Below are 13,955 nucleotides of genomic sequence, written 5' to 3' on the forward strand. Positions count from 1 at the left end.
ATGTATGTGTTCAAGGTGTTTTACCGTATGTGGTGGTGACTGATTTTATCGTAAGAAAAAAGTGTGGGATAAAAATGAAAACATTGTGGGAAATTGTTAAAATAAGTAGTGAATCTTAGTAAATAGAGGAGTTTAAACTGTGGAGACAATCGGAATTATTGGATATGGAAGTATGGCTGATATGATGGTGCAAAAGTGGTTGGAAAATGGGGTGCTAGATGCTCATCAAATCATGATCCATACAAGAAGTGAAACGGAACGCCTGCATCAGCTTCAAGAAAAGTACCAAGAAATCAGCATTTGTTCATTAGACGAACTTTCTGCGTCATGTGATATATTGTTTGTCTGCGTGCCGCCGCTTGCTGTACTAGATGTTCTAGATCAGCTGCCATCTAAAGCGAAAGCGGTACATATTGTGTCAGTAGCAGCAGCTGTGACATTAGAAAAGTTACAAGCACATACAACACAGCCAGTGTCTAGATACATCCCAACACTTACGTCAGCTGTTGGGACAGGCGTATCCCTTGTTGCACATGGTGCAGCCGCAGGGCGTGAGAACAAAGAACGTTTACACCGTCTGCTTTCAGCTTTTAGCATCGTCAGGGAGGTAGAGGAAGACCGGTTTGATGCGGCAAGCAATTTGACAAGCTCATCTCCTGGTTTTATTGCTGCTCTGTTTGAAGAAATGGCGAAAGCCGCTGTGAGAAATAGTGATCTTTCCTTAGAGGAAGCGAATGAATTTTTAACGTATGCCCTTTTAGGGACAGGCCAGATCCTTGTAGAACGAGGTCTCACCTTTGCTGAAACTGTCGATAGAGTGGCGACAAAAGGGGGAATTACAGGAGAAGGTGCTGAGGTCATTCAACAGCAGGCACCTCAGATGTTTGATGATTTATTTACACAAACCATGAAGAAATATGAACAGCTGAAATCGCAGATTAATGAAGCGGATAAACACCACTAAAGACATAGTTAGTGGTGTTTTATTTGTTAAAAAAATCCTTTCTGAAATAGTCTTTTGACCTGTATTATCTGAGTCTAAATTCCTTATTTTCAGACATTGTATTGAAAAATCAATCAAGTTCTCATATAATTTTTTAGAAAATTTAGAAAAATATACACAAATTTTATGTTTAATTAAAGGGGGATGGGAATGAAGCTCTATCTATCTGTCGATATGGAGGGAATTACTGGTCTAGCTGATCATACATTTGTTGATTCACGCCAGCATAACTATGAGCGGGGCAGACGCATTATGACAGGTGAAGTGAATGCCTGTGTAGAGGCGCTTATCCAGCATGGTGCCACCGATATTTTGGTGAATGACAGTCATTCTAAAATGAATAATCTTTTGATCGAAGAACTGCATGAAGAGGCAGTTCTCATATCAGGTGATGTAAAGCCTTATTCAATGGTGCAAGGGTTGGATCAAACCTATGATGCCGCTGTTTTTTTAGGCTATCATGCAAGAGCATCAATGAAAGGTGTGATGTCGCACAGTATGATTTTTGGGGTCAGACATTTTTACATAAATGATCATCCAATTGGTGAAATGGGCTTTAATGCGTATGTTGCAGGCTACTATGGTGTTCCAGTGATTCTTGTTTGCGGGGATGATCAAGCAGCACTAGAGGCAGAAAAGCTGATGCCTGGTGTGAAAACAGTAGCGGTGAAAGAGACCATCTCAAGATCTGCTGTGAAATGCTTACCTCCAGCCAAAGTCAATAAACAAATCTCGCAGCAAGTGGAAGCCGCGATGAAACAGATTGATCAAATGAAGCCGCTGACGCCTCCTAATCAGCCGCTGCTTAAGATTGAGTTTGCCAACTATGGACAAGCTGAATGGGCGAATTTAATGCCGGGTACTGCCATCATAGAAGGAACAACAATGGTGACGTACCAAGCAGAGAATATATTAGAAGCCTATCAAGCGATGCTTGTCATGACAGAGCTTGCCGCACGTACAACATTTTGTTAAACGAGGGGGAGACAGTAGATGGCCAGCTTTTTGCTCAAGCGTTTTATTGCGATGATTGCCACGATCTTAACGATTACGACTTTAACGTTTATTTTAATGAAGGTCATCCCAGGATCGCCTTTCAATGAAGAACGAAATACAAACGAAACCGTCCAGCGAAACCTCGAAAGCTACTATCACTTAGACGAACCACTCTATGTTCAATATGTCATCTATTTAAAATCCATTGTTACCTTTGATTTTGGTCCTTCCATTAAAAAGCCTTCTGAAAGTGTCAATGATCTATTGGCGAGAGGCTTCCCAGTCTCATTAGAACTTGGTCTTATCTCAATATTGATTGCTGTCATCTCTGGCATTCTGCTAGGGGTCATGGCTGCCCTCCGGCATAATGGTTTGATTGATTACATCGCTATGACCATTGCTGTTTTCGGTATATCCATTCCAAACTTTATCTTTGCTACCTTATTAATTCAGCAGCTTGCTGTCAATTTGAAGCTCTTTCCTACAGCGATGTGGACAAGTCCAATGCATATGGTGCTGCCTACAATCGCCCTTGCTGTCGGGCCAATGGCCATTATCGCCAGGTTAACGAGATCGAGCATGATTGAAGTGCTGTCGCAAGACTATATCCGTACTGCCAAAGCAAAAGGACTTTCTCCCTTAAAAATTGTATTTAAGCATGCGCTTCGGAATGCACTTTTACCCGTTGTGACCATTCTTGGAACACTTGTCGCAAGTATTTTAACAGGAAGTTTTGTCATTGAAAAAATATTTGCCATTCCTGGAATGGGAAAATACTTTGTCGAGAGCATTAACAATCGTGATTATCCTGTCATCATGGGAACCACTGTTTTTTACAGCATTATTTTAATCACACTTCTCTTCATTGTCGATGTGGCGTATCGTCTCCTTGATCCAAGGATTCAGCTGCATCAGAAAGGAGGAAAGGCATGAGTATACACCTTCAGCATGATCCACCGAACAGGCATCCTGAAGTCCCGGACGAATGGTTTTCTCCTCGAGAGCAAAAGAAAACGGAAGCCCATGCCATTAAAAGACCCTCTCTTTCCTATTGGGCTGATACATGGAGGCGGCTGAAGCAAAATAAGCTTGCGATGTTTAGTCTATCGGTCCTGATTTTTCTTTTTGTCATGGCAATCTTAGGCCCATTGCTTGCGCCAAACAGTGTGACAGAGCAGCGTCTTTCGATGCAAAATCTGCCGCCCTCTGCTGCTCACTGGTTCGGAACAGATGAGCTTGGGCGAGATGTGTTTACACGTACTTGGTACGGAGCACGCATTTCGTTATTTGTGGGTGTCATGGCAGCCCTGATTGATTTTGCCATCGGTGTGATTTATGGGGGCATAGCCGGCTATAAAGGCGGACGCTATGACCATATCATGATGCGGATTGTCGAGGTGCTCTATGGACTTCCTTATTTACTTGTCGTCATTTTATTGATGGTGCTCATGGGACCAGGGCTTGTCACCATTATTGTAGCGCTCACTGTCACCGGATGGATTGGAATGGCAAGAATTGTGAGAGGTCAGGTTCTTCAGCTGAAAGGCCAGGAATATGTCCTTGCCTCAAAAACCTTTGGTGCCAAAAGCCTGCGGATCATTCGCCGCAACCTTCTGCCGAATACGATGGGGCCGATTATCGTCCAGATGACCCTCACTGTGCCGACCGCGATATTTGCTGAAGCGTTCCTAAGCTTTCTCGGTTTAGGTATTCAAGCGCCGTTTGCAAGCTGGGGCGTGATGGCCAATGATGCTTTGCCGACTGTGCTGTCAGACAATGGACATTGGTGGCGTTTATTTTTCCCGGCATTTTTTATTTCACTCACGATGTTTTGCTTTAACAATTTAGGTGATGGCTTGCAAGATGCGCTTGATCCAAAGATGAAGAGGTGATGGTGCTGTGAAAAAAGTTCTGCAAATTATCGATCTGCACGTCAGCTTTCGAACATACGGCGGTTCAGTTCAAGCAGTACGCGGAGTGAATGTCGATGTTTATGAAAAAGAAACCTTAGCCATTGTAGGAGAATCAGGCTGCGGAAAAAGTGTGACATCACAAAGTATTATGAGGCTTCTGCCTGCATACAGCGCGCATGTTGATCAGGGAGAAATCTGGTTTCAAGACCGCAACTTGCTGTCATTATCTGAAAAAGAAATGCGCGCCATACGAGGTGTCGATATCTCGATGATCTTCCAAGATCCGATGACGGCACTCAACCCAACCTTGACAATAGGAGATCAGCTGATGGAAGCAGCGAAGGAACATCAAAAGCTGACGAAAAAAGAAGTGAAAGAAGCCGCCGTACAGATGCTTGATTTGGTTGGTATTCCGCAGCCGAAGGAGAGGTTAAAGCAATACCCGCACCAATTCAGCGGAGGAATGAGGCAACGGCTCATGATTGCAATGGCACTGATTTGTGAGCCAAAGGTGCTGATCGCAGATGAACCGACGACCGCGCTGGACGTGACCATACAGGCACAAATTTTAGAGCTGTTTAAAGAGATTCAGAGGAAAACAGGTGTCACCATTATTTTAATCACACACGACTTAGGGGTCGTAGCCCAAGTTGCCGACCGAGTAGCAGTCATGTACGGAGGGAAAATGGTTGAAGTCGGAACAAGACGAGATATTTTTTACAGTCCGCAGCATCCTTATACTAAAGGGCTCCTGCAATCCGTTCCAAGACTTGATATGAAAGATGAACTGATTCCGATCGAAGGAAGCCCGCCTGATTTATTTGCGCCGCCAAAGGGCTGTCCGTATACCGATCGCTGCCCGGTGGCCATGAAAGTGTGTGATCATATCATGCCGCATGAAACGCGGCGATCACCTACTCATACAGTGCATTGCTGGCTCCAGGATGAGCGAGCGAACCAAGCGATGTTATCTTCAACACAAAGGGGGAGTTTTTGATGAGAAAAAAAGGGTGGATCATCAGTGTTTGTTTGTTCATCATCATGCTGCTCGCAGGATGTACAGCGAATGAGCAAGCAGGTAAAGGATCATCAAGTAGTAAAGGTGAAAAGAAAATATTAACCTTAAATAACGAAAACGAACCGACGTCATTTGACCCGCCGATTGGTTTTAATAATGTATCGTGGCAAGGGCTGAATAACTTAATGGAAGGATTAACGAGACTGAATGAAAAGCACGAACCATCTCCTGCAATGGCTGAAAAATGGGAGATTTCAGAGGATGGAAAAACGTACACGTTTCATTTAAGAGATGGTATCAAGTGGTCGAATGGTGATCCAGTGAAAGCGAGTGACTTTGAATATGCGTGGAAGCGTCTGCTCGATCCGAAAACAGGCTCCTCTGCATCGTTCTTAGCTTACATGATTGAAGGCGGAGAGGCATTTAACAGCGGAAAGGGAAAGAAAGAGGACGTAAAAGTCAGTGCTGAAAATGACAAAACGCTAAAAGTCACACTGGCATACCCGCAGAAGTCATTCTTAAATATGACCGCAAACCCTGCCTTTTTCCCTGTCAATGAGAAGGTAGCTGAGAAGGACCCAAACTGGGCAAAGGATGCCAAAACCTTTGTTGGGAATGGACCGTTTCAGCTGACAGAATGGAAGCATGATGAGAGCTTCACTATGGAAAAAAGTGAGACGTATTGGGACAAAAAATCAGTTAAGCTGGATCAGGTAAAGTGGCTGATGATCAGTGATCGCAACACTGATTATCAAATGTATCAATCGGGAGATTTAGATACTGCCTTCGTCCCAGCAGAACAAAGTGAAAATTTGCTGAAAAATAAAGATGTGCATATTGAAGATCAGGCAGGACTGTTCTTTTATCGTCTGAATGTGAACATGGAACCTTTTCAAAATAAGAACATTCGCAAAGCCTTTCAAATGGCGATCAATCCGCAAGATATCGTGGATTATGTAACAAAGAATAAAGAGAAGCCTGCCCGCGCCTTCGTTTCACCGGGAATTCTAGATTCAAAGGGTGAAGATTTCAGAGAAGCTGGCGGCGATCTTGTCAAACAAGATACGAGTGAAGCTGCGAAGCTATTAGAAAAAGGGCTGAAAGAAGAGAACTATTCGAAGCTGCCGCCCGTCACATTAACATATAGTACAAAGCCTGAGAACAAGAAAAAAGCTGAAGCCATCCAGCAGCAATTAAAAGAAGCGCTGGGTGTAGACGTGAAGCTTGCGAACATGGAAGCCAATGTATTTGCAGAAGATCAAAAGGCACTGAAATTCCAATTCTCGCAAAGTTCATTTTTAGCAGACTATGCAGATCCGATCAATTTCCTCGAGAGCTTTCAAACAGGGAATGCGATGAACCGGACGGGATGGTCAAACGACACCTATGATCAGCTGATTAAAAAGGCGAGCCAGGAAGCAGATGAACAAAAGAGAAACAGCATCCTTCATGAGGCAGAGGCACTTCTCATGGAAGAAGCACCGATCATTCCAATTCATTTTTATAACCAAGTCCATTTACAAAAAGAGGGCGTAAAGGGGATTGTCCGCCATCCTGTTGGGTATATCGATTTGAAATGGGCACAAGTAGATGGAGAGTAGTAAATGAGAAACACGGACGCTTTGGAAAAAAGCGTCTGTTCCTTTATTCGTTCATGTTATGGAGAAGATGCCCATAGATTGAAAGAAACAAAGAGAAAGAGGGGATTGGCATGAACCAGCTGCCAGCAGCGCTTCAAACAGGGGATACGGTGGGGATTATTGCACCAGCAAGCCCGCCTGATGAATTGAAATTAGCAAAAGGAATTGCCTTTTTAGAAAGCCTCGGGCTGAAGGTGAAAAAAGGGAAGTATCTCGATTCTCGGTACGGGTATTTAGCGGGGCGTGATCATGAAAGAGTGGAAGATCTTCATGGCATGTTTCAAGATCCAGAAGTCAAAGCAGTTATTTGTGCCTGCGGAGGGTACGGAACTGGAAGACTTGCGGAAGCCATTGACTATGATCTCATTCGCCGGAATCCGAAAATCTTTTGGGGTTATAGTGACATTACGTTTTTACATACGGCCATCCAGCAGCAGACCGGCCTTGTGACCTTTCATGGTCCAATGCTTTCCTCTGATGTAGGACTTGAAGAGGTTCATCCGTATACGAAGGATACCTTTTTGCAGCTGTTTGGCCCGAAGGCCTTTACGTATACGCATCACTTGTCACCTCTTCATACCTTCTACCCCGGCACTGCTTCAGGTGACATCATAGGAGGGAATCTTGCCCTCATCGTGACAACACTTGGTACACCTTTTGAAATTGATACGAAGGGAAAGCTGTTGTTCATTGAAGATATTGACGAAGAGCCGTATAAAATCGATCGCATGATGCAGCACCTCACCTCTGCTGGAAAACTGGATGATGCGGCAGGATTCATCATTGGAGATTTTCATCAATGTGAACCAAAAAAGAAAGACCAGTCCTTAACCTTGGAACAGCTGTGGGAAACCTATATTGTGCCGCAAAAGAAACCTGCACTCGGCGGCTTTCGGATCGGTCATTCATCACCGAACTTTGCCATTCCAATGGGCGTGCAGGCTGCACTAGATGCGGAGGGGAAAAAACTGCACATTTCTCCAGGCGTTGCTGCGAAAGAGGCGATCAAATGAAAATCGTGGATGTTCATACATGCAGAACGAGTGTACCGCTAAAAAAGCCTTTCAAAACCGCTTTAAGAACGGTGTATGACGCAGCATCTCTAATCGTCATCATCACATATGATCAAGGTGACGTCAGCTACGGAGAGGCAGTTCCCACGGCGGTGATTACAGGAGAAACGCTGGAAAGCATCGACTATGCTATCTGTGAAGTGATCAGACCCATCTTGCTCGGGGCTTCCTTGGCAGAGTATGAACAAATCTTTTCTGCTATGAACCGTGTGCTCGCAAGCAACACAAGCGCAAAGGCTGCAATCGATATGGCCATTTATGATGGGTTAGCAAAGCAGGCAGGACTTCCGCTTTATCAATATCTTGGCGGATATCGTCATCAGCTCGAAACCGACTATACGGTCAGTGTAAACCGTCCGCTCGAGATGGCAGAAGATGCGAAACAATACGCAGCCGAAGGCTTTCAGACGTTAAAGGTGAAAGTGGGGAAAGATGACATACACACGGATATTCAGCGGATCAAGCGGATTCGAGAAAAAGTCGGACCGGACATTCAGATCAGGCTCGACGCAAACCAAGGATGGACTTGGAAGGAAGCGATCACAGCCATTCGAAAAATGGAAGCACTGAATATTGAATTAGTAGAACAGCCAGTGCCGAAAGAAGATATCGAAGGTCTGCGCCGTGTGACAGAAGCAACTGATACATTGATTATGGCAGACGAAAGCATTTTTAGTTTTCATGATGCAATCAAAGTGCTTGAAACGAGAAGCTGTGATCTGATCAATTTAAAACTAATGAAATCGGGCGGCATAAAAGAAGCACTAAAAATCAATGCCCTAGCTGAAGCATACGGTGTTCAGTGCATGGTTGGCAGTATGATTGAGTCAAAGCTTGGCATTACAGCAGCGGCACATTTCGCCGCAAGTCAGCCGAATATCACCCGCTGCGATTTTGATGCGCCGCTTATGCTGAAAGAAGACATGATAGACGGAGGAATCGTGTACAAAGGAAAAGACATATTTTTACCGCTCGATCATGGGTTAGGGATTCAAGGGGTGAAAGGAGTCTCGTGATGATATATGAATCAAAGGTTCCAGTCGCTAACGTATGGACAGCGCCGCAGTCTCCGAGAGAAATCGATCGAAATGTACTTCAGGACTCCATCAACATCAAAGAGTGGATTGACCAGCAAACATATGAAGAAAAGTTGGCTTTATGTGAAGAAAATTTGATTCAATCTCAAGTACTGCTCGGCGGGCGAGTGATTGGATTAGAAGAGGCAGATGGCTGGATGAAAGTTGTCATACCGCAGCAGGCCAGCCGGAAACATCCGCAAGGCTATCCAGGCTATATACCTGTTGAGCAATTAAACCAAGTAACAGAGGGAAGTGCGTCAGCAGCATCTCTGATTGTTTGTCAGAAAAAAGCCACGCTCTATCAAAACGGGGAACCCGATATGGAGATTAGTTTTTTAACAGAGCTGGCAGCAGCCAAAGAAACAGATGATCAATTTTATGTTGTCACCCCAGTAGGAATAAGAGAAATCAACAAAGCGGATGTACGCCCAGTTTCACATGCTTACTCTTTGACCGGCAAAGATGTCGTAGACACAGGAAAACAATTTATTGGACTTTCGTATTTATGGGGAGGCATGAGCAGCTTTGGCTATGATTGTTCAGGCTTTGCTTACAGCATGTACAAAGCGTGCGGATATCTTTTGCCGAGAGACGCAAGTGACCAAGCAGTTCAAGGAACGCCGGTGACATCAAGCCATTTAGAACCAGGCGACTTGTTGTTTTTTGCAAATGAAAACGGAAAGGGAGCGGTCCGCCATGTAGGGATCTACGCTGGGGACGGGAAGATGCTTCATTCGCCTAAAACCGGCAGACAAATTGAACTGCTCTCCCTTTCTGGCACTTCATATGAAAAGGAATGGGCAGGTGCAAGGCGGTATTTACCAAGCGAGAGGAGGAGCGGTCATGACAGTTGAACCACTTTTACAAGTAAACAACCTCAAAAAACATTTTCACCTATCAAAAGGGAGAACGTTAAAAGCGCTGGATGGTGTCTCTTTTCAGCTGAAACAAGGTGAAACCTTTGGTCTCGTTGGTGAATCTGGCTGCGGCAAATCCACACTTGGGAAAGTGCTCATGCGTCTTTATGAACCAACAGATGGTGAAGCCTTATATGAAGGGAAAAGTCTTCACCGCCTTTCTAAAAAAGAATCATTTGATTTCAACCGGCAAATGCAAATGGTCTTTCAAGATCCGTATTCCTCCTTAAATCCGAGACTGTCAGTAAAAGATATTATGCTGGAGCCAATGGAGATTCATCAGCTTTATGGCAGTCAAAAGAAAAGGATTGCCCGCGTAAAAGAACTGCTCGAAGCGGTAGGGTTAAGCTATGATTTTGCCACCCGCTATCCGCACGAATTTAGCGGAGGACAGAGGCAGAGAATCGGCATTGCAAGAGCACTTGCCTTAGCGCCAAAGTTTATTGTGGCAGATGAGCCGATTTCTGCATTAGACGTCTCCGTTCAAGCGCAGGTCGTGAATCTGCTGAAGAAACTGCAAAAAGAGGAAGGATTAACTTTTCTTTTTATTGCACATGACTTGTCGATGGTGAAATATATTAGCGACCGAATCGGTGTCATGTATTTAGGCCATCTCGTTGAATTGACGACGAGTGATGCATTATATCAAACACCGCTTCACCCATATACACAAGCCTTGCTGTCTGCCATCCCCATTCCAGATCCTGACGTAGAGGACAAGCGCAAAAGGTTTATTTTAAAAGGAGAAATTCCAAGTCCAGTGAACCCGCCAAGCGGCTGTGTATTTCGAACAAGATGTCCTGCCGCGATGGATGTGTGTGCTGAAAAAAAGCCAGTATTACAAGCAGTGGAAGAAGGACATGAAGTCGCCTGTCATTTATATAATAGAAAATAGGACAAGCCAGATAAAAAGCCAGCAAGTAGACAAGCTGTTCTACACGCTGGCTTTTTTAATAGATGAACGCCGAATAGGTAATGTGCAGCATCTGAACGAGCCGCCAGATTTAATAATTTCAGAAAAGTCCACTTCAATAACGGTGTACCCGTGAGAGATTAATGCAGCATTTGTTTCTTGGTTGCTTGGCAAGCTGATCACTTTTTTCTGCCCAATGGATAAAACATTTGGTCCAAGTGTGAATTGCTCTTGTTCACTGATTTCAACAAAATGATAATACGTTTTGAGCAGCTGGAGATCCTTTTGCTTGAACGCTTCAGGATAAATGATTATCTCGTCATGAGACAGAATATTCATCACACAATCGAGATGCAAAATGTGAGGAGGAAGGTGAATTGGGATGATGTCGTGATCCGGCAGTTCCTTTTTGAGCTGGTAGATAGCGGCTGGACTAGTTCTTTTGCTCGTGCCAACAAACACACGGTTCTGATCCACAAGCACATCGCCGCCTTCAATCGTTCCGTCTGTCAAGGTGACAGCTGATAACCCGTTTGCCTGTGCCCACTCTTTTAGACATTGTTCTTCTCCTTGCCGAACCGGAGCGGCCATCTTTGAAACAAACAGTGTATGTCCAATCGTAAACCCAATATCCCGAGTGAAGACTTGCTCAGGGAAGCGGTCATTCGCTGGGAGCAGGATGGGCCGTACTTGATGATCTTTAAGCGTTTGGATCAACTCTTTATGCTGAGCGACTGCTTTCATTTGAGAAATATTTTCTTTCGCAAAATGTTTCTGTGTTTCGTTGATAATTTGTTTGATTTCCATATAAATAGGACTGCATAAAAGAACTTCTTCTAAATCGTCGTATTCACTCATGCATTGCGGCATTTTGTATAATTGCTCTGCTCTCATCGAATCCATCAAATGGCCTCCTTGTTCGTTCATAGTTCTATTATTCCTTCTTCTTGTCAGGGTTGAAACATTTCCGAAAGAAAATCTCTCACATAAGACTAAAGCAAAAAGTTTAGACAAACCTAAAAGAATAGTGTTTAATAAAAGTCGTTCCGCATCTACGAAAACAGCAAGAAGGAGCTATGATGATGAGTGAAGAAAATTTCAAATACTGCAAGGAATCGAAAGTGGTTAAAACCAGCAGGGTATTCCCTCTCGATACGAATAACCACCAAACGTTATTTGGCGGGAAATTAATGAGCTATATAGATGACATTGCCTCTATCTCGGCAGCAAGACACAGCCGCAGTGAAACGGTCACAGCTTCAATGGATTCTGTTGACTTTTTAGAGCCGATTGGACAAAAGGAGTCCGTATGCTTGGAATCCTATGTCACATGGGTCGGCACGTCTTCTATGGAAGTGTTCGTTAAAGTCATTAAAGAAAACTTGATGTCTGGAGAACGCAGGCTCGCAGCGACTTCATTTCTGACATTTGTTTCATTAGATGAAAACGGAAAGCCTAAACGAGTCCCGCAGGTGATGCCGGAAACAGAAGAAGAGATCATGCTTCATCAAACAGCGAAGCAGCGGGCAGAGGAAAGAAAAAGCCGCCGAAAACATAGTAAGGCGCTTGCTGACGCACTTGGGACAGATAAACCTTGGGCGTAAAAATCACCCTTTAAGCGGTGATTTTTTTCTAGTACGGTATCTTGCATGGCAAGATAGTGTATGGTAAGATGAAGCTATCTTGTGATGCAAGATACTGAAACCGGAGGAACGATTATGACAACATCCACACAAATGCTAAAAGGAATTTTAGAAGGCTGCCTGCTGTCGATTATTTCTGAGGGTGAAATTTATGGGTATGAAATGACGAAGAAGCTCGCGCATTATGGGTTTGATCAAATAAGTGAAGGCAGTATCTATCCGATTTTGCTGCGAATGCAAAAGGAACAGCTGGTGACCACTGTCACAAAAGCTTCAGCAAGCGGACCGAAAAGGAAATACTATACGCTCACACAAGCGGGTGAACTAGCGCTCACAGAGTTTATTGCCCGCTGGGATGAGCTTTCAAATAATGTAAACCGCTTATTACAAAAAGGGAAGTGAGATTATGGTATCAAAAGAAACACGACACATTTTACTAGAGCTGCAACTTTATCTCATATCAAAGGGAAAAAATCAGGATGAGATTGATGAGCTGATGGACGAACTGACCACACATGCGGTTGAGGCTGAAAAAGACGGCAAAACAGGAGAGGATGTGTTCGGCGGAGATCCGCGGAGCTATGCAGATGAACTCTCAAAAGAGCTGTCAGGAAATCATAAAGACTGGGTGCCGTTTGTCAGTGCTTTTTTAATTGGGTCACTTTTTTACATGATTTTATCAGATGCAATCAGCCAAAATTTATCGTATTCTTGGTTTGCTTTGATTGGATATCCAATCGTTTTAGTGGCCAATGTGATCATGATCATTGTGATGTTTAGAGCGACCGCCTTTCAAACAAGCAGCCGGGTATTCCTCTACTTTTGGTTATTAGGAATTTTTCAGCTGACAGCAATGGTGACAATCAAACTTTTGGATCAAAAACTTGGTACGCCATTACTTGTACTTACTTCAGGACAAAGATGGGGCGTCATTCTGCTTATGCTGCTATGTATCGTTGTATTCAATGCAATCTTAAAGGCGAATGTCGTTTCATTGATTCCGCTCATCTTTTTCGGACCGCAGCTCATATTCGAATGGATTGGCTGGACGTCACCAAGTGTGATTTTACTGCAAAGCCTGCTGTCTATTGTGATTTTAATAGGGCTTATGCTCATTGTCCTGCGCCGAGCAAATAAGAAAAATGAAAATACGAATGTAAACTGAGCACATCCGATCCGATGTGCTTTTCTTTTTCTAAAAAAATGTAGAAATGGAATTGTGTTTTTCATTACAATGGGGAGAGGACAAAAATGAAAAGGGGTTCTGTTTTTGGATATCGTATGGGGATATGTACTCGTTTTTGTATTGGCTGCTTTGCCTTTTTTTGAAGTGATTGGTGTCGTTCCATTCGCAATCTTAAGTGGGCTGCATCCTGTGACAACGGCTGTGATTGGATTCATCGGCAACTTTCTCACAGTCTTGTTTCTCATTTTGTTTGTGGACCGGTTTAAAGCATGGTGGTTAAAGAGAAAAGAAGAGAAAGGTGATGAAAAAGGAGAGAAAAAGCAGCTGCGGGCGAGAAAAATTTGGGAACGATATGGTCTGCCTGGATTAGCGCTCATTGGTCCTTTTATCATCGGCAGTCATTTAGCGGCCTTGATGTGCATGAGCTTTGGAACGAAAAGAAAGCAAGTCGCGGTGTGGATGACCGTCAGCTTAATGATGTGGACAGCGCTGGCTGCAAGTTTAACCGGTGCGGGCTTCCATTACTTTGCCCCAGATTCAAATGGGTTGTTCGGAGATATTTTTAGCAAGTAAA

Annotated in this window: 15 protein-coding genes; 14 read left to right on the forward strand and 1 reads right to left on the reverse strand. The window is 43.9% G+C overall.

Annotated features, from left to right (window positions below):
- Nucleotides 1–139: 139 nt before the first annotated feature.
- From proG to NST59_RS06290, 10 genes are all read left to right on the forward strand, one after another.
- Nucleotides 140–964 (forward strand): pyrroline-5-carboxylate reductase ProG, encoded by an 825-nt coding sequence (gene proG / locus NST59_RS06245; RefSeq protein ID WP_058838942.1) that lies wholly within the window; start codon nt 140–142, stop codon nt 962–964.
- A gap of 189 nt (nt 965–1,153) precedes the next feature.
- A complete protein-coding gene (locus NST59_RS06250) occupies nt 1,154–1,978 on the forward strand; it encodes a M55 family metallopeptidase (protein ID WP_064498348.1) in 825 nt (274 codons plus the stop codon).
- An 18-nt stretch (nt 1,979–1,996) separates the two neighbouring features.
- Nucleotides 1,997–2,932 (forward strand): ABC transporter permease, encoded by a 936-nt coding sequence (locus NST59_RS06255; RefSeq protein WP_039177974.1) that lies wholly within the window; start codon nt 1,997–1,999, stop codon nt 2,930–2,932.
- Nucleotides 2,929–3,891 (forward strand): ABC transporter permease, encoded by a 963-nt coding sequence (locus NST59_RS06260; RefSeq protein WP_058838943.1) that lies wholly within the window; start codon nt 2,929–2,931, stop codon nt 3,889–3,891. Before NST59_RS06255 ends, NST59_RS06260 begins: the two co-directional genes overlap by 4 nt.
- A gap of 7 nt (nt 3,892–3,898) precedes the next feature.
- Nucleotides 3,899–4,909: an ABC transporter ATP-binding protein gene (locus NST59_RS06265; RefSeq protein WP_064498349.1), complete on the forward strand. Its 1,011-nt coding sequence runs from the start codon at nt 3,899–3,901 to the stop codon at nt 4,907–4,909.
- Nucleotides 4,909–6,531 (forward strand): peptide ABC transporter substrate-binding protein, encoded by a 1,623-nt coding sequence (locus NST59_RS06270; RefSeq protein ID WP_099663192.1) that lies wholly within the window; start codon nt 4,909–4,911, stop codon nt 6,529–6,531. Before NST59_RS06265 ends, NST59_RS06270 begins: the two co-directional genes overlap by 1 nt.
- 110 nt (nt 6,532–6,641) lie before the next feature.
- Complete coding sequence (locus NST59_RS06275; protein WP_064498351.1) at nt 6,642–7,583, forward strand: LD-carboxypeptidase; 942 nt, start codon at nt 6,642–6,644, stop codon at nt 7,581–7,583.
- The gene (locus tag NST59_RS06280; protein WP_058838946.1) at nt 7,580–8,659 is read left to right on the forward strand and encodes a dipeptide epimerase; all 1,080 of its coding nucleotides are present in this window, start codon (nt 7,580–7,582) and stop codon (nt 8,657–8,659) included. Before NST59_RS06275 ends, NST59_RS06280 begins: the two co-directional genes overlap by 4 nt.
- Nucleotides 8,659–9,576 carry a C40 family peptidase gene (locus NST59_RS06285; protein ID WP_064498352.1) on the forward strand — a complete coding sequence of 306 codons (918 nt, stop codon included), beginning with the start codon at nt 8,659–8,661 and terminating at the stop codon, nt 9,574–9,576. The genes NST59_RS06280 and NST59_RS06285 overlap by 1 nt, the downstream gene beginning before the upstream one ends.
- Nucleotides 9,566–10,534 carry an ABC transporter ATP-binding protein gene (locus tag NST59_RS06290; protein ID WP_064498353.1) on the forward strand — a complete coding sequence of 323 codons (969 nt, stop codon included), beginning with the start codon at nt 9,566–9,568 and terminating at the stop codon, nt 10,532–10,534. The genes NST59_RS06285 and NST59_RS06290 overlap by 11 nt, the downstream gene beginning before the upstream one ends.
- A gap of 39 nt (nt 10,535–10,573) precedes the next feature.
- Here the strand turns inward: NST59_RS06290 and NST59_RS06295 are convergent, their stop codons facing one another.
- The gene (locus tag NST59_RS06295; protein WP_064498354.1) at nt 10,574–11,455 is read right to left on the reverse strand and encodes a dimethylarginine dimethylaminohydrolase family protein; all 882 of its coding nucleotides are present in this window, start codon (nt 11,453–11,455) and stop codon (nt 10,574–10,576) included.
- A gap of 179 nt (nt 11,456–11,634) precedes the next feature.
- Here NST59_RS06295 and NST59_RS06300 point away from each other — a divergent pair, with 179 nt between their 5' ends.
- From NST59_RS06300 to NST59_RS06315, 4 genes are all read left to right on the forward strand, one after another.
- Nucleotides 11,635–12,156 (forward strand): acyl-CoA thioesterase, encoded by a 522-nt coding sequence (locus NST59_RS06300; protein ID WP_008346212.1) that lies wholly within the window; start codon nt 11,635–11,637, stop codon nt 12,154–12,156.
- Nucleotides 12,157–12,270: 114 nt separating this feature from the next.
- Nucleotides 12,271–12,597, forward strand: a complete 327-nt coding sequence (locus NST59_RS06305; protein ID WP_058838949.1) for a PadR family transcriptional regulator — start codon at nt 12,271–12,273, stop codon at nt 12,595–12,597.
- A gap of 4 nt (nt 12,598–12,601) precedes the next feature.
- Complete coding sequence (locus NST59_RS06310) at nt 12,602–13,360, forward strand: HAAS domain-containing protein (RefSeq protein WP_064498355.1); 759 nt, start codon at nt 12,602–12,604, stop codon at nt 13,358–13,360.
- Between the two features lie 105 nt (nt 13,361–13,465).
- Nucleotides 13,466–13,954 carry a small multi-drug export protein gene (locus tag NST59_RS06315; protein WP_059376883.1) on the forward strand — a complete coding sequence of 163 codons (489 nt, stop codon included), beginning with the start codon at nt 13,466–13,468 and terminating at the stop codon, nt 13,952–13,954.
- Nucleotide 13,955 lies beyond the last annotated feature (1 nt).

Origin of the sequence: Bacillus sp. FSL R5-0439 (assembly GCF_038008805.1) — a bacterium.
In the GTDB taxonomy this organism is placed as follows: Bacteria; Bacillota; Bacilli; order Bacillales; family Bacillaceae; genus Bacillus; species Bacillus safensis.

Excerpts from the sequence above, each read along its gene's own strand:
- NST59_RS06270 (WP_099663192.1), top strand. The coding sequence starts at position 4,909 with ATGAGAAAAAAAGGGTGGATCATCAGTGTTTGTTTGTTCATCATCATG.
- NST59_RS06260 (WP_058838943.1), top strand. The coding sequence starts at position 2,929 with ATGAGTATACACCTTCAGCATGATCCACCGAACAGGCATCCTGAAGTC.
- NST59_RS06300 (WP_008346212.1), top strand. The coding sequence starts at position 11,635 with ATGAGTGAAGAAAATTTCAAATACTGCAAGGAATCGAAAGTGGTTAAA.
- NST59_RS06290 (WP_064498353.1), top strand. The coding sequence starts at position 9,566 with ATGACAGTTGAACCACTTTTACAAGTAAACAACCTCAAAAAACATTTT.
- NST59_RS06280 (WP_058838946.1), top strand. The coding sequence starts at position 7,580 with ATGAAAATCGTGGATGTTCATACATGCAGAACGAGTGTACCGCTAAAA.
- NST59_RS06250 (WP_064498348.1), top strand. The coding sequence starts at position 1,154 with ATGAAGCTCTATCTATCTGTCGATATGGAGGGAATTACTGGTCTAGCT.
- NST59_RS06295 (WP_064498354.1), bottom strand. The coding sequence starts at position 11,455 with ATGGATTCGATGAGAGCAGAGCAATTATACAAAATGCCGCAATGCATG.
- NST59_RS06305 (WP_058838949.1), top strand. The coding sequence starts at position 12,271 with ATGACAACATCCACACAAATGCTAAAAGGAATTTTAGAAGGCTGCCTG.
- NST59_RS06275 (WP_064498351.1), top strand. The coding sequence starts at position 6,642 with ATGAACCAGCTGCCAGCAGCGCTTCAAACAGGGGATACGGTGGGGATT.
- NST59_RS06285 (WP_064498352.1), top strand. The coding sequence starts at position 8,659 with ATGATATATGAATCAAAGGTTCCAGTCGCTAACGTATGGACAGCGCCG.
- NST59_RS06255 (WP_039177974.1), top strand. The coding sequence starts at position 1,997 with ATGGCCAGCTTTTTGCTCAAGCGTTTTATTGCGATGATTGCCACGATC.
- NST59_RS06310 (WP_064498355.1), top strand. The coding sequence starts at position 12,602 with ATGGTATCAAAAGAAACACGACACATTTTACTAGAGCTGCAACTTTAT.